General features: G+C 69.5%; 19 protein-coding genes. 10 read left to right on the top strand and 9 right to left on the bottom strand.

What is annotated here, in order from left to right; translation table 11 throughout:
- Positions 1-54 precede the first annotated feature (54 nt).
- Entirely contained in the window at positions 55-504 is a 450-nt protein-coding gene (locus BM140_RS17865) for a tRNA (cytidine(34)-2'-O)-methyltransferase (protein ID WP_091949458.1), read from the bottom strand.
- A gap of 107 nt (positions 505-611) precedes the next feature.
- On the opposite strand from BM140_RS17865, the gene BM140_RS17860 reads away from it, so the two are divergent.
- The 3 genes from BM140_RS17860 (at position 612) to BM140_RS17850 (ending at position 4299) form a co-directional block, all read left to right on the top strand.
- On the top strand, positions 612-2468 hold the full coding sequence (locus BM140_RS17860) for an ABC transporter ATP-binding protein (protein ID WP_091949455.1): 1857 nt from the start codon (positions 612-614) through the stop codon (positions 2466-2468).
- A 22-nt stretch (positions 2469-2490) separates the two neighbouring features.
- Positions 2491-3882: an MATE family efflux transporter gene (locus tag BM140_RS17855; RefSeq protein WP_244535476.1), complete on the top strand. Its 1392-nt coding sequence runs from the start codon at positions 2491-2493 to the stop codon at positions 3880-3882.
- 69 nt (positions 3883-3951) lie between these two features.
- Positions 3952-4299, top strand: a complete 348-nt coding sequence (locus tag BM140_RS17850; RefSeq protein ID WP_091949452.1) for a DUF3140 domain-containing protein — start codon at positions 3952-3954, stop codon at positions 4297-4299.
- Between the two features lie 29 nt (positions 4300-4328).
- Here the strand turns inward: BM140_RS17850 and mtnA are convergent, their stop codons facing one another.
- Entirely contained in the window at positions 4329-5426 is a 1098-nt protein-coding gene (mtnA, locus tag BM140_RS17845; RefSeq protein ID WP_091949450.1) for an S-methyl-5-thioribose-1-phosphate isomerase, read from the bottom strand.
- 237 nt (positions 5427-5663) lie between these two features.
- Between mtnA and BM140_RS17840 the strand changes: the two genes are divergently transcribed.
- A complete protein-coding gene (locus tag BM140_RS17840) occupies positions 5664-5978 on the top strand; it encodes a DUF2853 family protein (RefSeq protein WP_091949447.1) in 315 nt (104 codons plus the stop codon).
- A gap of 240 nt (positions 5979-6218) precedes the next feature.
- On the opposite strand, the gene BM140_RS17835 is transcribed toward BM140_RS17840, so the two are convergent.
- The 5 genes from BM140_RS17835 to BM140_RS17815 form a co-directional block, all read right to left on the bottom strand.
- Entirely contained in the window at positions 6219-6422 is a 204-nt protein-coding gene (locus tag BM140_RS17835; RefSeq protein WP_091949445.1) for a DUF1902 domain-containing protein, read from the bottom strand.
- A 67-nt stretch (positions 6423-6489) separates the two neighbouring features.
- Positions 6490-8082 (bottom strand): phosphoglycerate dehydrogenase, encoded by a 1593-nt coding sequence (gene serA / locus BM140_RS17830; RefSeq protein ID WP_091949442.1) that lies wholly within the window; start codon positions 8080-8082, stop codon positions 6490-6492.
- Between the two features lie 150 nt (positions 8083-8232).
- Positions 8233-9408 carry a phosphoserine transaminase gene (locus BM140_RS17825; protein WP_091949439.1) on the bottom strand — a complete coding sequence of 392 codons (1176 nt, stop codon included), beginning with the start codon at positions 9406-9408 and terminating at the stop codon, positions 8233-8235.
- 173 nt (positions 9409-9581) lie between these two features.
- Positions 9582-10304: a tRNA (guanosine(37)-N1)-methyltransferase TrmD gene (trmD, locus tag BM140_RS17820; RefSeq protein WP_091949436.1), complete on the bottom strand. Its 723-nt coding sequence runs from the start codon at positions 10302-10304 to the stop codon at positions 9582-9584.
- A gap of 112 nt (positions 10305-10416) precedes the next feature.
- Positions 10417-11346, bottom strand: a complete 930-nt coding sequence (locus BM140_RS17815; protein WP_091949433.1) for a metal ABC transporter substrate-binding protein — start codon at positions 11344-11346, stop codon at positions 10417-10419.
- A 238-nt stretch (positions 11347-11584) separates the two neighbouring features.
- On the opposite strand from BM140_RS17815, the gene BM140_RS17810 reads away from it, so the two are divergent.
- The 4 genes from BM140_RS17810 to BM140_RS17800 all read left to right on the top strand — a co-directional run bounded on the left by BM140_RS17810 (position 11585) and on the right by BM140_RS17800 (position 14473).
- Positions 11585-12112, top strand: coding sequence for a hypothetical protein (locus BM140_RS17810; protein WP_091949429.1), 528 nt, complete (start codon positions 11585-11587; stop codon positions 12110-12112).
- A 380-nt stretch (positions 12113-12492) separates the two neighbouring features.
- Positions 12493-12984 carry a hypothetical protein gene (locus BM140_RS25500; protein WP_131803881.1) on the top strand — a complete coding sequence of 164 codons (492 nt, stop codon included), beginning with the start codon at positions 12493-12495 and terminating at the stop codon, positions 12982-12984.
- A 90-nt stretch (positions 12985-13074) separates the two neighbouring features.
- Positions 13075-14157 carry an aromatic ring-hydroxylating oxygenase subunit alpha gene (locus BM140_RS17805; protein WP_091949426.1) on the top strand — a complete coding sequence of 361 codons (1083 nt, stop codon included), beginning with the start codon at positions 13075-13077 and terminating at the stop codon, positions 14155-14157.
- 109 nt (positions 14158-14266) lie between these two features.
- Positions 14267-14473: a hypothetical protein gene (locus BM140_RS17800; RefSeq protein ID WP_244535475.1), complete on the top strand. Its 207-nt coding sequence runs from the start codon at positions 14267-14269 to the stop codon at positions 14471-14473.
- A gap of 166 nt (positions 14474-14639) precedes the next feature.
- Here BM140_RS17800 and BM140_RS17795 read toward each other — a convergent pair whose 3' ends face one another.
- Positions 14640-15194 (bottom strand): GcrA family cell cycle regulator, encoded by a 555-nt coding sequence (locus BM140_RS17795; RefSeq protein WP_091949423.1) that lies wholly within the window; start codon positions 15192-15194, stop codon positions 14640-14642.
- Between the two features lie 565 nt (positions 15195-15759).
- Between BM140_RS17795 and BM140_RS17790 the strand changes: the two genes are divergently transcribed.
- The gene (locus BM140_RS17790) at positions 15760-16671 is read left to right on the top strand and encodes a cell envelope integrity EipB family protein (protein ID WP_091949420.1); all 912 of its coding nucleotides are present in this window, start codon (positions 15760-15762) and stop codon (positions 16669-16671) included.
- A 10-nt stretch (positions 16672-16681) separates the two neighbouring features.
- Here the strand turns inward: BM140_RS17790 and BM140_RS17785 are convergent, their stop codons facing one another.
- Positions 16682-17590, bottom strand: coding sequence for an MBL fold metallo-hydrolase (locus tag BM140_RS17785; protein ID WP_091949416.1), 909 nt, complete (start codon positions 17588-17590; stop codon positions 16682-16684).
- Positions 17591-17764: 174 nt separating this feature from the next.
- Between BM140_RS17785 and BM140_RS17780 the strand changes: the two genes are divergently transcribed.
- Entirely contained in the window at positions 17765-19093 is a 1329-nt protein-coding gene (locus tag BM140_RS17780; protein WP_091949515.1) for a sensor histidine kinase, read from the top strand.
- Positions 19094-19095 lie beyond the last annotated feature (2 nt).

Here is a 19095-nt window from a genome sequence, read left to right as displayed (position 1 = left end):
AGTGTAAGATACCGATCCGGTGTTTTCAAGAACGATGCACGCTCCGGCTGTGATCTAGCCCGACTGCCGCAAGGCCTCGCCGACGATCATCGCCGCCGACACCGCCACGTTGAGCGAGCGCATCCCCGGCCGCATCGGCACGAAGACGCGGGCATCGGCCGCGGCGTGCACGCTCTCCGGCACGCCGGCCGATTCGCGGCCCATCAGCACGCAGTCGCCGTCGCGGAAGCCGAACTGCGTGTAGGGCAGGGCGCCCGCGGTGGTGGCGAGGACGAGGCGGATGTTTTCGGAGTGCCGCCACGCCTCGAACGCGTCCCAGGAGCGGTGCCGGGTGATCGGCACGTGGTCGAGGTAATCGAGGCCGGAGCGGCGCAGGTGCCGGTCGGACACGTCGAAGCCCGCGGGCTCGATGATCTCGACGGTGAGCCCCAGGCAGGCGGCCATGCGGAGCATCGTGCCGGTGTTCTGCGGGATGTCGGGTTGGTAGAGGGCGAGGCGCAGCATCGGGTCCGAAGCGCAGGGCAGGGCAGGCCCCGCGGCATGGCGGCAGGGTTGGCCTTCGGTCAAGGAGGCTTACCTCAGCCCCTCATCCCTGGCTCGGTAACAAGAACATGCTCCTCGATTGGCTCGAGCGCCGCATCGATCCGTTCGCGCCCTTCGACGAAGGCCGCATGCCGCCGAAAACCGTGCTGGGCTTCGCCGCCTTCTACCTGCGGCCGATCCGCGGGGCGCTGTTCTTCCTGTTCGTCGTCGCGGTGATCGCGGGCTCGATCGAGGCCTCGCTCTACCTGCTGATGCGCTGGTTCATCGACCTGATGAACACCGCCGACCGGGCGAGCGTCGTCTCCGACCACGCCGTGCCGCTGATCCTCGCGACGCTGCTGCTCGTCGTGGTGCGCCCGTTCACGATCTGGCTGCACGAGATCGCCTCGAACCAGCTCGTGGTGCCGCAATCGACCAACCAGATCCGCTGGCGCACCCATCTCTACACGCTCGGCCACTCGCTCTCGTACTTCCAGGCCGACTTCGCGGGCCGGCTCGCCAACCGCGTCGTGCAGGTCGGGCCGGCGGTGCGCGAACTCGCGGTCGTGTTCATCGACACGCTGCTCTACGTCGCGATCTACGCGGTGACCGCCATCGGCCTGTTCTCCTCGATCTCGCCGTGGCTCGCGCTCCCGGTGGTCGCCTGGGTCGCGGCCTATGCGGTGCTCACCGCGTGGTTCGTGCCGCGCGCACGGACCCGCTCGCACAGGACCGCCGAGACCCGCTCGGCCCTGATCGGCCGGGTGGTGGACAGCTACACCAACATCCAGACCGTCAAGCTCTTCGCCCGCGACCGCGAGGAGCGGGCGGCGGTGCGCGATTCGGTCGATGTCCACACCAAGGCCTACCTGCACCAGTTCCGGCTCACCACGCTGACGACGAGCCTGCTCGGCGGCCTCAACAGTGCCCTGATCCTCTCCACGGCCGGCGTCTGCCTGATGCTGTGGCAGCGCGGCGCGATGACGACCGGCGAGGCCTCCGCCGGCCTTGCGCTGATCCTGCGGCTGATGGCGATGTCGGGCTGGGTGATGCAGACCGTGCGCGGCGTGTTCGAGAATGTCGGCGTGATCCAGGAGAGCATGCAGACCATCGCCCGGCCCCACGGGCTGGTCGATGCGCCGAAGGCCGGCACGCTCACCGTCACCGGCGGCGAGGTACGCTTCGAGGAGGTCGATTTCCACTACGGGCGGGGCGACGCCAGCATCATCGAGGGCCTGAGCTTCCGCCTCCGGCCCGGCGAGAAGGTCGGCCTCGTCGGCGTCAGCGGCGCGGGCAAGAGCACCATCGTCTCGCTGCTCTTACGCCTGCACGACGTCGAAGGCGGGCGTATCCTCGTCGATGGGCAGGACATCGCCACCGTCACGCAGGATTCGCTCCGGCAGAACATCGCCATGGTGAGCCAGGACACCTCGCTCCTGCACCGCTCCATCCGCGACAACATCGCCTATGGCCGCCCCGACGCGACCGAGGCCGAGATCGAGGCGGCGGCGCGTCAAGCGCATGCCCACGACTTCATCCTCGACCTCGTCGATCACAAGGGGCGACGCGGCTACGACGCCCATGTCGGCGAGCGCGGCGTGAAGCTCTCGGGCGGCCAGCGCCAGCGCATCGCCATCGCCCGCGTCATCCTCAAGGACGCGCCGATCCTGATCCTCGACGAGGCCACGAGCGCGCTCGACAGCCAGGTGGAGGCGGCGATCCAGGAGGCGCTCGACACCCTGATGGGCGACAAGACCGTGCTGGCCATCGCCCACCGCCTCTCGACCATCGCGGCCCTCGACCGCCTGATCGTGATCGACCGCGGCCGCATCGTCGAGGAGGGCACCCATGCCGAGCTGATCCGCTTCGGCGGCCTCTATGCCGACCTGTGGCGGCGGCAATCCGGCGGGTTCCTGGGGGATCGGGCCGAGGCGCCGGCCCGCTGACGCCACGCAAGGGACCGAGACCGTGACCCGCTCCACCGGCTTCGCCGAGACGGCCCTGCCTCCGCGCCCGGCCTCGCCCTGGCGCGACGAGATGCGGGCGACGCTGCGGCTCTCCGCGCCGCTCGTCCTCATCAACCTCGCCCAGCACGGGCTCGTCGCCTCGAACGCCATCCTGCTCGGGCGGCTCGGCGCGGAGCCGGTGGCGGCCGGGGCGCTCGCCACCAGCCTCTATCTGTTGCTGTTCATCGGCGGCATCGGGCTGACCTCCGCGGTCGCGCCGCTGGTGGCGGAAGCCGCCGGGCGCGGCCGGGCCGGGGACGAGGGCGCGGTGCGCCGCACGGTGCGGGCCGGGCTCTGGCTCGGCGGCCTGCTCGGCACCGTGCTGATGCCGCTCCTCTGGCACACCGAGGCGCTGCTGGCGCCGCTCGGGCAGGATCCGGCGGTTCTGCGCGAGGCGGGCGCCTACATACGGGTGCTGCAATGGTGGATGCTGCCCGCGCTCGCCTTCATGGTGCTCAAAGGGGCGCTCGCCGCGCTTCAGCGGCCGGGCCCGCCGCTGGCCGTGAGCCTGGCGGCGCTGCCGCTCAATATCGGGCTCGGCGCCTTCTTCGCCTTCGGGCCGCCGGATCTCGGCATCGTCGGCGTGGCGCTCGGCACCGTCATCACCGAATTATTGGCATTGGCGGCCCTGATCCTCGTGATCGGGCGCGATCCCGTCCTGCAAAGCCACCGCATGTTCGGCCGCCTCTGGCGGTTCGATTCCGAAAAACTCGGGCGGATCGTGCGGGTCGGCGCGCCGATGGGCGTGGCGAGCGTGGCCGAGGCCGGTCTGTTCGAGGCGGCGACCATCGCCATGGGCACCTTCGGTACCGTGCCGCTCGCCGCCCACGCGGTGACGCTGCAGATCGCGGCCACCTGCTTCATGGTCCCCAACGGCATCGGCCAAGCCGCCACCGTGCGGGTCGGGCGGGCGCTCGGCGCGGGCGACGATGCCGGTCTGCGCCGGGCCGGCGCGGTGGCGATCGGGCTCGGCCTCGCCTTCATGCTGGCCTGCGCGGTGCTGCAACTGGCCGCGCCGCGCATGCTCATCGGCCTGTTCCTCGATGCCGAGGCGCCGGGTGCCGCCGCGGTGATGCCGGTCGCCGTCGGCTTCCTCGCCTTCTCGGCCCTGTTCGCGGTGTCGGACGGGGTGCAGTCGGTGGCGCTCGGCGCGCTGCGCGGCCTGCAGGACACGACGGTACCGATGGTGATCGCGCTCACCGGCTACTGGGGCATCGGCGTGCCGCTCGGGGCGACGCTCGCCTGGGGCGCGGGCTGGGGCGGACAGGGCATCTGGGCCGGCTTCTGCGCCGGGCTGCTTGCCGTCTCGATCCTGCTCGTGACCCGCTGGGTGCGGCTCAGCGCCCGCGTCTGAACCGCGCAGCCCCGAACCGACCCCGCGCAGGCCGGTTCAGCCCCAGCATCACGGAGACGGCAGGGCGCAATGGCGGCGAACGACGACCACGCGGAAATCTACAAGAACTTCAAGGAGGCCGTGAACATGACGGCCTCGGCGCTGGAAAAATTCCTCGAGACCGACGAGAGCCGATCCGTCGGTCAGAAGACGAACGGCGGCGAGGCCACCGGCCATAAGGAAGGCCGCCGCATCGTCGAGATGCTGCACAAGAAGAAGGCCGACCTGACCGACGACGACTACGCCCACATAAAAAAGGTCGTCGGCTACGTGAACCGCCACCTCAAGCAGGGCGGTCCGGACGACAAGGACAAGGTGAAGGATTCACCCTGGCGCCTGTCGCTGATGAACTGGGGCCACGACCCGCTGAAGGACTGATTCTTTTTTGGGTTTTGTCGGTGCGCGTATCACGCCGCCCGCCGACGCTCCGGATAAAGCTCCGCCAGCCCCTCGTGGCTCGCCGCGCACACCCCGCGCTCAGTGATGATCCCGGTGACGAGGCGCGCGGGCGTCACGTCGAAGGCGGGGTTCGCCACCGGGCTTCCGGGCGAGACCACCTGCACGGTGGCGAAGCCCCCGTCCTCGGTGCGCCCGGTCAGATGCGTGACCTCGCGGGCGTCGCGCTCCTCGATCGGGATGTCGCGCACGCCGTCGTCCAGCGTCCAGTCGATGGTCGAGAACGGCAGGGCCGCGTAGAACGGCACGCGGTTGTCGCTCGCGGCCAGCGCCTTCAGATAGGTGCCGATCTTGTTGCAGACGTCGCCCGACGCCGTGGTGCGGTCCGAGCCGACGATGCAGACATCGACCGCGCCGTGCTGCATCAGGTGCCCGCCCGCATTGTCGGCGATGACGGTGTGGGGCACGCCGTGGGCGTTCAGCTCGAACGCGGTGAGCGCCGCGCCCTGGTTGCGCGGCCGCGTCTCGTCCACGAAGACGTGGACCGGCACGCCGGCATCGTGCGCGACGTAGATCGGCGCGAGCGCGGTGCCCCAATCGACGGTGGCGAGCCAGCCCGCGTTGCAATGGGTCAGCACGTTGACCGGGCCGCCCTTCTTCGCGGCGATCTCGGCCAGAATCCTGGCGCCGTGCTCGCCGATGGAGCGGCAGCTCGCCACGTCCTCGTCGGCGATCCGGGCGGCTTCCGCAAAGGCGACGGCTTCACGCTCGGATTCCGGCGCGCGGCGCAGCACGGAAGCGGCGCGGTCCAGCGCCCAGCGCAGGTTGATCGCGGTGGGGCGCGTGGCCGCGAGCGTCGCGCAGGCGCGCTCGATCCCGGCCTCGCTCGCATCCGCCCGCATCGCCAGCGCCAGCCCATAGGCGGCGGTGACGCCGATCAGCGGCGCGCCGCGCACCACCATGGTACGGATCGCCACCGCCGCGTCGTCGAGGCTCGCCAGCCGCTTCAGTTCGAACGCGAAGGGCAGCCGCGTCTGGTCGATGACCATGACGCCGTGGCCGTCGGCCTCGGGGAAGATGGTGCGGTAGGGCTGTCCGTCGATCTTCATGGCCTGCCTCTCGCATGAAGCCGCCCGCGAGGCCAGCCCCATGCCATCGCGAAGCGTCACGCCACCGTCATAGACTGTCTTCGCCGCAACCCCGCACCGGCCGAAACAGCATTCGTGTGGGGAACGCACGCTCTCTTGATCTGTAGGCACATGACAGCGACGCGAAAATCAGGACTTTTGCGAAGGCCGCCGCCCGAGACTGGCTCGCGCCCGCGGCCCTGAGACGGAGGCCCTGCGATGTCCACGCATCTCGACGACGTAAAAAAATACGCCAAGAACCCGGTCAACGAGGCCGCCGTCGCCAGCCTGGAAAAGACTTACCGGCTGGTCCTGTCGAAGCCCGACACCCGCTATGTCGCCTGCTCCGACAAGGCCGAGCTGGAGACCGTGCGCAAGAATTTCCTGGAGAAAAAGCTGGGTCTCAGCGGCGAGGATCTCGACGCCTCGATCAAGAGCGTCTGCGAGACCATGAAGGCGACCCGCTCGAAGTCGCGGCTGACGTTCTACTATCTGTTGGCCGAGCATCACGGGAAGCTCGATACGTTTGCGTAGGGCCTGGTTTCGAGCGGCGCGACCTCTTCGGGGAGTGCGGAGCACCGGAACGCTTCGGCTTCGCCTCGCGATGACGGACACGACCGCGGCCGCGCAATTCCTCCCATCGTCACTCCGGAGCCGCGGAGCGGAACCCGGAATCCACCCGTGATGCGACGCTGCACGGACCGTCGCGACCAGTCGTGGATTCCGGGTTCGCCTGCGGCGCCCCGGAACGACGTCAGAGCATTCCCCGAACCCTCAGCGCGCGACCCGCTCGATGAACACGTCGATGGCAGCGTCCGGCGCGAGGCCGAGGCGGTCGCGGATCAGGCCCGGCAGCCGGCACATCAGATCCTGCATCGTCGGAGCCTCGCCGACGAGTCCGGGCACCTCCGAGTCGCGCACGACGTAAAGGCCGGCGGCCTGGTCCCAGCCGCAGCGGACGGTGATCGGGTGGCTCATGGTCGGCTCCTCTTGCGTCCGGGGGAGGGGGGACGACGCGGAATCCTCCGCGTCGTGGGGGGGCGGCTCAGAAGCGGACGGGGCGGACACGCTTCACCTGCGGGATCGCGGCGATGGCCTCCAGGACCTGCGCGGAGACGGGAGCGTCCACCGCCACGAAGGCGATGGCGTTGCCGCCTTCCGCCTCGCGGCCGAGGTTGAATGTGCCGATGTTCACGCCCGCCTCGCCCAGAACCGTGCCGAGCCGGCCGATGAAGCCCGGCTTGTCGTGATTGCGCACGTAGAGCATGTGCGGACTGAACGCCGCGTCGATGTCGATGCCGCGGATCTCGATGACGCGCGGCTTGCCGTCGTGGAAGACGGTGCCGGCGGCATCCCGCGGCATGTCCTCGGCATCGACGGTGATGCGGACCACCGATTCGTAGTCGCTGGCCCCGCCCTCGCGCTTGACCTCGTCCACCACGATCCCGCGCTCCCTCGCGATCACGGGGGCCGAGACCATGTTGACGTCCTGCAGGATCGGCCGGAGCACGCCGGTCACCGCAGCGGAAGTCAGCGCACGGGTGTTCATGCCGGCCACCGCCCCCTCGTAGGTGATGCGGATGCCCTTGATCGGCGCCTCGGTGAGCTGGCCGAGGAACGAGCCGAGCTTTTCGCACAGAGCCACGAACGGCTTCAGCCGGGGCGCCTCTTCGGCCGAGATCGAGGGGAAGTTGATGGCGTTGGTGATGGCGCCGCTGACGAGGTAGTCGGCCATCTGCTCGGCCACCTGCAACGCGACGTTCTCCTGCGCCTCCGAGGTCGAGGCGCCGAGATGGGGCGTGCAGACCACGTTGGGGTGGCCGAACAGCGGGTTTTCGGTGGCCGGCTCGGTGACGAACACGTCGAAGGCCGCGCCCGCGACATGGCCGGAATCGAGCAGCGCGCGCAGGGCCACCTCATCGACGAGGCCGCCGCGGGCGCAGTTGACGATGCGCACGCCGGGCTTGGTCTTGGCGAGATTCTCGGCCGAGAGGATGTTGCGGGTGCGCTCCGTCATCGGCACGTGCAGCGTGATGACGTCGGCGCGGGCGAGGAGTGCCTCGAGTTCCACCTTCTCGACGCCGAGTTCGAGCGCGCGCTCCGGCGACAGGAACGGATCGTAGGCCACGACCTTCAGCTTCAGGCCGATGGCCCGCTCGGCGACGATGGCGCCGATATTGCCGCAGCCGATCACGCCCAGCGTCTTGCCCGTCAGCTCGACGCCCATGAAGCGGTTCTTCTCCCACTTGCCGGCTTGCGTCGAGGCGTCGGCCTGCGGGATCTGGCGGGCGAGGGCGAACATCATCGCGATGGCGTGCTCGGCGGTGGTGATCGAATTGCCGAACGGCGTGTTCATCACGATCACGCCCTTGGCGGTAGCCGCCGGCACGTCGACGTTGTCGACGCCGATGCCGGCGCGGCCGATCACCTTGAGGTTGGGGGCTTCCGCCAGGAGCTTGCCCGTCACCTTGGTGGCGGAGCGGATGGCGAGGCCGTCATACTGGCCGATGATGCGGGCCAGCGCCTCCTTGTCCTTGCCGAGATCGGGCCGGAAATCGACCGCGATGCCGCGATCCTTGAAGATCTGTACGGCGGCGTCGGAGAGGGCGTCGGAAATCAGAACCTTGGGCTGAGGCATGGGAGCACCTGGGAGGCAGGCGCGCAGGATCACGGGCCACGCCGCGGCGTGACCGGTCCCTTGCAGGCGGGACGGCCTTCGGATCGCTGAACGCGCAGGCTGATAAGGAAACGGCCGATCGCAGGGGACCGGCCGTGGATCACGGAACGATCAGGCCGCCGCGGCGGCGAGCGCCGCCTTCTCCTGGGCGTAGGCCCAGTCGATCCAAGGCGTCAGCGCTTCGAGGTCGGACGCCTCCACGGTCGCCCCGCACCAGATCCGCAGGCCCGCGGGCGCATCGCGATAGGCTCCGAAATCGTACCCGACGCCTTCCTTCTCCAGACGCGCGACGATGCCGGCGGCGACCTTCTTGACCACCGCGTCGCCCTTGGCGAGCACGTCCGGGTCGGTGAGCACGAGGCAGACGCCCGTGTTCGAGTAGGTCGCCGGATCGACGGCGAGGTGACCGATCCAGGGGGTCTTCGCCACCCAGTCGTGGATCACCTTGGCGTTGGCGTCGGCGCGGGCATGCAGCGCCGGGAGGCCGCCGATCGATTCGGCCCATTTCAGCGTGTCGATGTAGTCCTCGACCGCGAGCATGGAGGGCGTGTTGATGGTGTCGCCCTTGAAGATGCCCTCGATCAGCTTGCCGTCCTTGGTGAGGCGGAACACCTTGGGGATCGGCCAGGCCGGAACGTGGCTCTCCAGGCGCGCGACGGCGCGCGGCGAGAGGATCAGCATGCCGTGCGCGGCCTCGCCGCCCATCACCTTCTGCCAGGAATAGGTGACGACATCGAGCTTGTCCCACGGCAGCGGCATCGCGAAGGCGGCCGAGGTCGCGTCGCAGATGGTGAGACCGTCGCGGTCGTCGGCGATCCAGTCGCTGTGCGGGATCTTCACGCCGGCGGTGGTGCCGTTCCAGGTGAAGACGACATCGTTGTTCTTGGTGTCGATCGCGTCGAGCGCGGGCAGGATGCCGTGCTCGGTGGTGCGCACGATCGGATCGATCCGGAGTTCCTTCAGGGCATCGGTGACCCACTCGGCGCCGAAGGAATCCCAGGCCATGACCTCGACGGGTTTCGGGCCGAGCATCGACCACATCGCCATCTCGACGGCACCGGTATCGGAGCCGGGGACGATGCCGATGCGGTAATCGGCCGGGACCTGCAGGACCGTGCGGGTGAGTTCGATCGCCTGCGCGAGCTTCGCCTTGCCGGCGGCCGAGCGGTGCGAGCGGCCGAGGGCCGCGCCGGAGAGGGCGTCGAGTGTCCAGCCGGGACGCTTGGTCGTGGGGCCGGACGAGAAGTAAGGCACGCGCGGACGCGCGGCGGGCATTTGAACCGTCATGTCATCCATCCTTCCAGATGGGCGCCTCCCGTTGGGGGGAGGTGTCCCGCCGACGGGGATGACGGATTGCGGCCGGCAAAGCAAGCGGTCTTTTGCAGGTTTCTCCGGTGCGTGTCCCGCCGGCGACAGATGGTCTGACAGTTTCCGCAAGATGTTCTTAAGAGATTATTCTTCTATCGCTCGTCGTCACCGAGAAGGTCGGGCCGGCGTGTTCGAGTGAGCGCACGGCTGCGCTCGGCCCGCCAGCGGGCGATAGCCGCGTGGTTACCGCCCATCAGCACGTCGGGGATCGCGCGGCCCTCCCATTCGCGGGGCCGCGTGTAGTGCGGATATTCGAGGAGCCCCCCCTCGAAACTCTCCTCGACGCCGGATTCGTGCTTGCCCATCACGCCGGGCAGCAGGCGCACGCAGGCATCGATCAGGACAAGCGCGGCGATCTCGCCGCCGGACAGCACGTAATCGCCGATCGACACCTCCTCGAGGCCGCGGCCCTCGATCACCCGCTCGTCCACCCCCTCGAACCGGCCGCAGACGATGACGGCGCCGGGCCCCTCGCTGAGGGCTCGCACCCGCTCCTGCGTCAGAGGCTTGCCCCGCGGCGACATCAGCAGGCGGGGGCGGGGATCGCTCGCTGGCGCGGCAGCATCGATGGCGGCCCCGAGCACATCGCAGCGCAACACCATCCCGGCGCCGCCGCCCGCGGGCGTGTCGTCGACGTTGCGATGGCGGCCGAGCCCGTGCGCGCGGATGTTCCGCGTCTCGAGGCTCCAGGCGCCGCGTGCCAGCGCGTCGCCGGACAGCGACAGCCCGAGCGGGCCGGGGAACATCTCCGGGTAGAGGGTCAGCACGGTCGCCCGCCAGGGGGAGACCGCGACGGGGTCGGCATCGTCGCTCATGCGGCTTGATGGCGGCGGAGGGCCGGGCGGTCAATCGCCGGAGTGGCCCCCAAGGAGCGTCGGTCCGAAGGGGGGACCGACGCGTCAGAGACAGCCGACGCGGTGCGAGACTCTACTGCAAGGCCTCGCGGAACGCCCGGAGGTTGGCACGCATCATCTCCAGATAGGTGGATGCCGGGCCGTCCGGACCGGAGAGCGCGTCGGAGTACAGGCGGGCGCCGAGTTTGGCACCGCTCTCGCGGGCGATCTGCTGCATCAGGCGGGGATCGGCGATGCTTTCCACGAACACGGCCGGCACCTTGTCCCGCCGGATCTGGCGGATGATGCGAGCCACGTCCTTCGGGCCGGCCTCGCTGTTGGTCGAGATGCCCTGCGGCGCCAGGAAGCGCAGGCCGTAGGCCGCGGCGTAATAGCCGAAGGAATCGTGGGTGGTGATGATGCGCCGCTGCCCCTCGGGGATGGCCGCGAGCCCGGCCCGGATCTCGCCCTCCAGCGCGTCGAGCCTTTCGGTGTAGGAGGCCGCCCGCGTGGCGTAGTCGGCGGCGTGGTCCGGATCGATCTTGGTGAGCGCGTCGCGGATGTTGCCCACGTAGGTCTTCACGTTGGCCACGCTCTGCCACGCATGCGGATCGGGATGGTCGCCATCGCCATGCGCGTGGCCATGATCTTTACCATGATCGTGGTCGTGGTCCTCGCTCGCCGGGATCGTCGCGATGCCGTTCGAGGCCGTGACGACGGGCGCCTTGGTGCCCGAGGCGCGGATCAGCCGCTCGATCCATCCCTCGAAGCCGAGGCCGTTGACGACCACGAGGTCGGCCTCCGCCACCCGGCGGGCGTCGCCGGGCGCGGGGCTGTAACCGTGGGCGTCGGCATCCGGCCCCACGAGGCTCGTCACCGCCACCCGATCGCCCCCGACCTGCGCCACGAGATCGGCCAGGATCGAGAAGGTCGCGACCGCCTTCAGCTTCGCCTCACCCGCCGCCGCGGCAAGAGGCGCGAGCGCCGCCAGCACGACCAGAACTCTCAACACGCCCCGACGCATCCCTGCCCCACTCGCACCCGCTTCCGGCTTTCGATCGGCCCCGCATAATGTAACATTATCACATCGCCAAGGATCAGATCATCAAGGCTCGAACGAAGATGCCTGGGAAGGACCGGGCGAACGTCTCGGGCGTCCCATCGCTGCACCGGCGCCGCGGGCAGAAACTTTACGGATCATTAAGCATAATCGGGCCAAATGCCCCCACGCACCGCAAGGCGGAGCCCTGAGGACGAACCCGATGTCGGACCCCGCGCGACAGATTCCGACCCCCGACACCGGCCTCCGTGGCCCCGGCACCGCCGCGCCCCTGCGCGATTGGCTCGCGGCCATGCGTGCGGTCACCGAGACCCGTCCGTCCGAAGCGCGTGCCGAGCCCGTCGCCGAGCCGGCCCTGCGCCCGCGCATCGTCGAGGCCGCCCCCGTCGAGCCGGCGCCGGCCGCAACGGTAGAGGCCAAGGAGGCCGCCGCCGAGGACGCCCGCGGCGTGTGGGCGCCGCGGCTCGTCACCGCCGCCAAGGCCGGCGAGGACGCCGACGACGAACTCGCCGAGATCATGGCCGAGAACATGATGCTCAAGGCCAAGCTGCGGCTCGAGGCCGAGCGCCGCGACGAACTTCAGATTCTGCTCGCCGCCGAGCTGCGCGAGCTGCGCGCCCACATCACCGAGGAAGTCGGCAAGATGGAGGACCTCCGGGCCGAGCGCGACCTGTGGCGCGCCCGCTGCGAGGCGCTCGCCTCGCCGCTGTTCCAGACCGCGCAGCGCTGAACTGCTGCGCTGCCCCAGAAAAAGCGAAGGGCCGCTCCCTCACCGGGAGCGGCCCTTCCATTGTCGAACCGGTCGGCCCGACGAAACCTGTCGTGATCCCGCGAATGCGTCAGGCGCAGACGAGGGAGGTAACGGTCCAGGTCGTGGTCGTCGGCGACGGCTGATGACAATGAGACACTGGATCACCTCCTTTCGTTCGTTGCTGGGAGCCCCAAGGTAGGGACGTTTTTCGGGGTGCGATAGCCCCCGGGGGCTTTGTCCGCTGCGTTGTCTCGCCGCGGTGCGTCATGCGGCTTGAGGCGGCTGTTTCGTGCGTACGCCGCGGGTCTTATGCTCGGTTTTCGCGCCATTCTTCGTGTTGTATTACGATGTCTGCTCTCATGAAACGCGCGTTGAAGATATGCGCTAAATTCGCGTTCGCTTATATTGCGGCCGTTTATGTGGGGTTGGTCGTTGCAATGATGCCAATTTTGCATATCTTTTCACCGGCACTTGCATTGCTTTTCTTTATGTATGTTCCAATCATACCAACTGAGTTCCCTGGATTCTTATTCTGGTTGCCGATACCGACCTTCATATCGCTTATTGTAAGCGGAAAGATATTCTCGGATCGCTTCCAAAAGAAATGGGATAGGCGAAAGTTTTTTGTAAATGTAGGCGGAATTGCTGGTGGAATCACCACGAGCCCTATGCTTCCCTATCATATATACGCAAGCATACAAAACCAAAAAACTATAGAAATATTCTCATTTGGCACTGTTTGCTTCTTATGCATGGCTGGTTCCGGCATTCCTGCCGGAATGGTGCTCGGTCGGCTCATGGCGAGTTCCGTCGTCGAGCTTTTCCGACCATCGCCGCGCACCGCACCATGACCCTCGGCCAAGCCGATCGCCCGATGCGTGGCTGACACGGCCCGTCGCCACCGCCTAAAAACGGCCATCGCCACCACCGATGGCCCGACGATGCACACAGCCGCCGCCCCGCGCGCCTCCGACGACAGCCTCGATCCGAAGGCGATGCGCGAGCCGCTGTCCAACGCGTGGTACTGCGTCGGCCGAGCCGCCAGCATCGCGGGCGGCAAAATGCGGGCGGTGGCGCTCAACGGCGAGCAGGTGGTGCTCGGTCGGGGAAGTGACGGCGCGCTGTTCGCGCTGCGCGACCGCTGCCCCCATCGCGGCATGGCGCTCTCCAGGGGCAAGTTCGACGGCGACACGCTGATGTGCCCGTTCCACGGCTGGCGCTTCGGCACGGACGGGCGTTGCCGCGACGTGCCGACCTTATCTTCGCACGACGCCTCCGACTTCTCGCGCATCGCGGTCCAGCGCTTTCCGATCCGCGAGAGCGCGGGCTTCCTCTGGGTCAACCCGCATCTCGGCCCCTCCGACCCGGCCGCCGTGCCGGCTTTGCCCGAACTCGGCTTCACACCCGCGGGCAGCCTCGTGGTGGAATTGGAGGTCGAGGCCTCGTTCGACCTGACGACGCTGAGCCTCGTCGATCCCGGCCACGTCGCCTTCGTCCACGATTCGTGGTGGTTCCGCCCGTCGAAGGAGCTGCGGGAGAAGGTGAAGACCTTCCAGCCGGTGCCGCACGGCTTCGTCATGACGAGCCACGCGACCACGAAAAGTTCGCCGGTCTATCGGCTGCTCGGCGGCGTGCCCGAGGTCGAGATCGAGTTCCGCCTGCCGGGCGTGCGGCTGGAGCGGATCGCAGCCGGCGAGAAGCGGGTGGCGAACTACACCTTCGCGACGCCGCTTTCGGCCAACCGGACGATGCTGACCAACGCGCTCTACTGGAGCATGCCGGCCCTCAACCTGCTGAAGCCGCTCGCCCGCCCGCTGATGCGCCAGTTCCTGACCCAGGACCAGCAGGTGCTCCAACATGCGCAGGCCGGCCTCGACCGCAAGCCGACCATGGTCCTGCTCGGCCAGGGCGACCTGCCCTCGCAATGGTATTTTCGGCTGAAGCGCGAAGCGCTGGAAGCGGCGCGCGAGGGGAGGGCGTTCGACAACCCGCTGACCCGACAGGAACTGCGCTGGCGCTCGTAAGGCGCCGCGCCGAATTCCGCAGGCAGGCCGAAACTTCTCCGAGCCGCAGCCCGTATCGGGAACCGCGGCGCGATGGGCGCTGCGCTCTCCCCCGGAAGGGTCATCGCGCGTGTCGATTCCGCACTACGTCGTTCGCCGAAGCCGCTCCGGGCGATTCAACTTCACGCTCCTGTCCGAGCACGGCCGCATCAGCGGCGTCGTGGTGGTGCCGACCGAGAAGCTAAGCCGCGAGGAGATCGAACGCAGCGCACGCGCCAAGATTCAGGAAGTCGCCGCCGCGTTGGTCGCCGCGGTGGGTGGGCCCCCGGAGGTGTGAGCGACGCGCCGAGAACTTCGTGCGGGACATCGCATCCAGCACGAGGCGCTAAGCTCTAGTTTCAACGGCCTTCCTGAAGCCGCTCCCCTGCCGGCCCGATGCTCTCCGTTCTTGTGCCGCATCGGCTTTTTTCCGAAAGCCGGTTCCCACCTTTCGGGCCGATGCTCTAGCGCATCCCGGCGACGCGGCGGTCGCGCTTGCGCTCGGTGGCGGGCTGGTAGGCGATCTGGGCGTGCTGGGTGCAGTAGGGCAGACCGGTGATGGCGCGACCGCCGCAGAACCGGAAATCCGGCTTGGTGGGGTCGCCCATCGGCCAGCGGCACATCGATTCCCGCAGGTCCATGATGGTGACGCGCTCGGACACCGCGAGCGCCACCGGCTGGGATGCGGCCGGAGGCTGCGGCGCGGCCGCAACCGCCGGCTCCAGCGGAAAGTCCGGGGCGGGGCGATGCGTGACGATCGCGGGCGGCTCCGGCAGGGTCGGCTCCTCGACGATCACGGCCACCGCGACCTCGATGTCCTCCTGGCTGCGGCCGTTGACGGCGGGACCGATGGGCTTCACGCGTCCGGCCAGACCGAGGCGGTGCACCTTGCCGATCACGGCGTTGCGGGAGACGCCGCCGAGCTGAAGCGCGATCTGGCTGGCGCTGAGCCCGTCATCCCATAGACGGCGAAGCAGCTCCACGCGCTCGTCCGTCCAGCTCGGGACCGCTTCCGTCATTGCCCCCTCCACCGCGTTCCGGCCTGCCAAGACCGAGAAAATTCAACCGACCCGGACCGCAGCCCATGGCGCAAACCCGCCTCGTGAGGACCGCCGCGGCGGGCCTGCACAGATCGGTTAACAAAAAGCCGAAGCCCCCCTCGGCAACGATCGAAGACTACAGGACAGCTCGGCCGCGGAGCAAGGGTCGCGACGGGCCGAGCGGCGGTTTCCACCATCAATCGGCATGAGGGCGGCGCCGGGTCGCCCGGGATGGACACCGGACACCGTCGATTCCGCCAAACCCCTGTCAAACATCGACAATTTTACCGATCCGGATAACGCTGCAGTCACGCTCCTCCTCCCCGAATGGCCTGCGCCGCAGCGTCTCCCGGCCGCCCCGGGGGGCCCTACCGCCGCCGATCCGGAGGGCCGTGGGCGCAAGCCGGGATCGGGACGATTTTTGCGTGGCATGGCACGCCGGCCGCACTTTTCCGGTGCGGGCCATCCATTTGCCGGATCGGACGCTTCGACTATCTCTCGGGCATCCGGTCGCCGCGACCGGCCCGATGTCTTCGGAGTTCGCATGCGTCTGCGCCTCGCACCGGCCTTTCTCATCCTCGCCGCGCCGCTCCTGGCGACGGGTGCCGTGACGTCTGCGGTGACGGGCGCCGCGGCGGCCGGGCCCGCCGCCCCCGTTCCGGACGAGGCACCGATCCACCTCACCAATCACCGGGCGGTCTACGACCTGTCGCTCGCCAAATCCGAGGGCACGCGGGCGGTGGAAGGCGTGCGTGGGCGTATCGTCATCGATTTCTCGGGCGATGCCTGCCGCGGCTTCACCATGCAGACCCGGCAGGTCACGCTGCTCGACTCCTCGGAATCCGGAAACCGCACGTCCGACCTGCGCAACACCACCTTCGAGAGCGGGGACGGCGCCAACTTCCGATTCCGCACCGCGACGCTCATGAACAACGCGCCGTCGCCCCCAGTCGACGGCACCGCGGAGGCCACGGCCCAGGCTTTGACGGTGAAGCTGAAGGAGCCCAAGCGCGCCGAGTTCCAGTCCGCCGGCGAGGTGTTCTTTCCGGTCCGCCACATGATCCGCCTGCTCAAGGCGGCGAAGGCCGGGGAAACGACCGTTTCCGCCAAGGTGTTCGACGGCTCCGACGACGGCCGCAAGGTCTACGATACGCTAGCCGTCATCGGCCGGGCGAGCGCGGCCCCCGCCGCCGAGGCCGAGCGCGACAAGCCGCTGCGCGAGGGCGACTTCGCCTCCATGCGCCGCTGGCCGGTGACGCTAAGCTACTTCACGGCCGGGGAGGGCGAGCGTACCCCGATCTACACGCTGACCTTCGACCTCTACGAGAACGGGGTCAGCGGTCGCCTCAACCTCGATTACGGCGATTTCGCCATCTCGGGGAACCTGACCCAGCTCGACCTGCCCAAGGACAAAGAGAAGGACAAGGGCAAGGGCGAGGCGGAGTGTCGGCGCTGAATCCCACTCGTCACGTCAACCGGTAGCCCGCTCCGTCCCGCTCGATCCGGCCGGCGACGGCCATGTGCATGCCGGCCACCGGCCAACCTTCGCTCGCGGCGCGGTCGAGAAGCCGGCGGCGCGTCGCCATCGCCTGAGCCGGGTCGGCGTCCCAGATCACCGTCCAGTCGGGATGGGGCATCTGCAGTAGCCGCGAGTGGATCACGTCGCCCCAGATCAGTAGCCGCTCCGCGCCGTCGACGATCAGCACGCCCATATGCCCCGGCGTGTGACCGGGGAGCGGCACGGCCCGGATGCCGTCCGTGAGTTCCGCCTCGCCCGCGATGCGACGCACCCGCCCGGCATAGGCGGCGAGCACGGCCTGCGCCGTGTCGAACATCGGGGCGAGAGCCGTGGCGGCATTCGCCCGCGCGCCCGCATCCGACCAGAAGGCGGCCTCCCGCTCCTGGACCACGAGTTCGGCCTGGGCGAAGCGCGCCTGCCGCTGCGGCGTGAGCAGGCCGCCCGCATGATCGGCGTGGAGATGGCTCAACCAGACCGTCTCGACCTGATCCGGACGCACGCCCTGCGCCGCGAGCGCCGCGCTCACCCGGTCGAAATCCGGCCCGAACACCGTGCCGCAGCCGGCGTCCAACAGCCAATGCCGCTCGCCGCGGCGGATCAGGAACGCGTTGACCGGCTCGGGAGAAGGGCCGTCGGGGGAGAGCCCGGCACCGTCGAGCAAGGCCCGTCCGGCGGCGCTCTCGGCGCCGGGGATCATAGGGGGCTCGAGGGGAAACAGCCCGTCCTCCAGCCGGATCACCGTGAACCCTCCAACCCGCCAGGGACCGGGATCGGGGGCGGCGGCGAGGCGGGTCAGGCTCAGCGGCAGGAGCGCGGAGGCGGCAAGCAAGCTGCGGCGGGTGAACGGAACGGGCATCGGAGACCTCGTTGGAGGGACGGGCCATCCTGACGGGACGGCCCGGCCGGGCCAGGGCGCGGTTCCCGCCTGAGCCGGGCATTCTTCCCGATCCTCGCCGCATCGGCTTGCGTCGCGCGGTCGTCCGGGTGCCCAATCCGGGTCCGCCTCTCCACGGAAGTGCCCTTGCTCGCCATGACCCTCGCCGCGCATCTCGGCCTGCGTCTCGTCCTCGTCGCCGTCCTCTGCCTCGCGGGCGCCGTCGCCTGGACCGTCCGGGAGGCGCAGGGCGGATTGCGGAGCGAGGCCGCCATCTCGGCCGAGCGGATCGCCGCGCAGTTCGGGCGCCAGCCGGGACTCGGCAGCGCGGGCCCCCCTCAGAGGCTCGCGGGCGAACCGGCGTCCGCGGCGCCCGCGATCCTCACGCTGCTGCCCGGCATCTGCGCCGAGATCCGCCTCGGCGCCGAGACGCCCCGCCGCTTCTGCGGCGATTGGGACGGGCTCGGCGCGGCGCCCGGCTGGCTGCGCGTCCTGGTCGCTCCGGGCGCCGAATCCGCCATGGAGCGGACGATCCTCTATCGCGGCCGCACCATCGGCCAGGTCGCCGCCTGGCCCGACCGGGAAGCGGCCGCCGCGCGCCTGTGGCGGGAGGTCCGGCTCAGCGGATGCGTGGCCCTGGTTCTGACGGCCGCCGCCGCCGGGCTCGGCTGGATCGCCACGTTGCGCCTCGTCGCGCCGGCGGCCCGAATCGTGCGGGGGCTGGAGCGCCTCGACGCGGGCGCGCCGACTTCCCTGCCGCGCTTCGCCGTCGCCGAGTTCGACCGGATCGCCCAGGCCTGCAACCGCCTCGCGGATCGGCTCGGCGCGGCGGAAGCCGAGCGCGGCGACCTCCTCAGGCGCCTCGTCGCGGTGCAGGAGGAGGAGCGGCAGGGGCTGGCCCGCGACCTGCACGACGCCTTCGGCCAGTGCCTCGCAGCGGCCGGCGCCCGCGCGGCGGCCATCGAGGCGGCGGCGCCCGCGGATCGCGACGACCTGCGCGAGGATGCCCGCGGGATCGAGGCCGTGGTCGCGACCATGCGCGAGAGCCTGCGCGGCGCCCTGGCCCGCCTGGAATTGCCGGACCTCGCCGAGACCGGACTGTTCGCGGCGTTGCACGACCTCGTCGCGCAGTGGCAGGACCATGTCCGGGGCGGGCCCGTCCTCCATCTCGACGCGCCGGACGGTCGGTTCGAGGGGTCGCCGGAGGCGTCGGCGAGCCTCTACCGGATCGCGCAGGAATTGCTGACCAACGCGCTGCGCCACGGCCGCCCGAGCCGGGTCTTCGTGCGCCTCGAAACCGCGACCGGGGCGACGGTGCTGACCGTGGACGACGACGGCGGGGGCGATGCCGCCCGCGCGCTGACGGCGCCGGGGCGCGGGCTCACCGGCATCCGCGCCCGGCTCGCCGCGCTCGGCGGGAGCCTGTCGTTGACCGGCACGGGGAACGGCCTACGCGCCCGTGCCACCGTTCCGATGCCCGCGTGAGG

The organism is Methylorubrum salsuginis (assembly GCF_900114375.1).
Taxonomy (GTDB): domain Bacteria; phylum Pseudomonadota; class Alphaproteobacteria; order Rhizobiales; family Beijerinckiaceae; genus Methylobacterium; species Methylobacterium salsuginis.
This window is presented reverse-complemented; position numbering and strand designations above follow the sequence as displayed.

Coding starts and splice junctions, on each gene's coding strand:
- BM140_RS17865 (WP_091949458.1), bottom strand. CDS start 504: ATGCTGCGCCTCGCCCTCTACCAACCCGACATCCCGCAGAACACCGGC.
- BM140_RS17860 (WP_091949455.1), top strand. CDS start 612: ATGCTCCTCGATTGGCTCGAGCGCCGCATCGATCCGTTCGCGCCCTTC.
- BM140_RS17850 (WP_091949452.1), top strand. CDS start 3,952: ATGGCGGCGAACGACGACCACGCGGAAATCTACAAGAACTTCAAGGAG.
- mtnA (WP_091949450.1), bottom strand. CDS start 5,426: ATGAAGATCGACGGACAGCCCTACCGCACCATCTTCCCCGAGGCCGAC.
- BM140_RS17840 (WP_091949447.1), top strand. CDS start 5,664: ATGTCCACGCATCTCGACGACGTAAAAAAATACGCCAAGAACCCGGTC.
- BM140_RS17835 (WP_091949445.1), bottom strand. CDS start 6,422: ATGAGCCACCCGATCACCGTCCGCTGCGGCTGGGACCAGGCCGCCGGC.
- serA (WP_091949442.1), bottom strand. CDS start 8,082: ATGCCTCAGCCCAAGGTTCTGATTTCCGACGCCCTCTCCGACGCCGCC.
- BM140_RS17825 (WP_091949439.1), bottom strand. CDS start 9,408: ATGACGGTTCAAATGCCCGCCGCGCGTCCGCGCGTGCCTTACTTCTCG.
- trmD (WP_091949436.1), bottom strand. CDS start 10,304: ATGAGCGACGATGCCGACCCCGTCGCGGTCTCCCCCTGGCGGGCGACC.
- BM140_RS17815 (WP_091949433.1), bottom strand. CDS start 11,346: ATGCGTCGGGGCGTGTTGAGAGTTCTGGTCGTGCTGGCGGCGCTCGCG.
- BM140_RS17810 (WP_091949429.1), top strand. CDS start 11,585: ATGTCGGACCCCGCGCGACAGATTCCGACCCCCGACACCGGCCTCCGT.
- BM140_RS25500 (WP_131803881.1), top strand. CDS start 12,493: ATGAAACGCGCGTTGAAGATATGCGCTAAATTCGCGTTCGCTTATATT.
- BM140_RS17805 (WP_091949426.1), top strand. CDS start 13,075: ATGCACACAGCCGCCGCCCCGCGCGCCTCCGACGACAGCCTCGATCCG.
- BM140_RS17795 (WP_091949423.1), bottom strand. CDS start 15,194: ATGACGGAAGCGGTCCCGAGCTGGACGGACGAGCGCGTGGAGCTGCTT.
- BM140_RS17790 (WP_091949420.1), top strand. CDS start 15,760: ATGCGTCTGCGCCTCGCACCGGCCTTTCTCATCCTCGCCGCGCCGCTC.
- BM140_RS17785 (WP_091949416.1), bottom strand. CDS start 17,590: ATGCCCGTTCCGTTCACCCGCCGCAGCTTGCTTGCCGCCTCCGCGCTC.
- BM140_RS17780 (WP_091949515.1), top strand. CDS start 17,765: ATGACCCTCGCCGCGCATCTCGGCCTGCGTCTCGTCCTCGTCGCCGTC.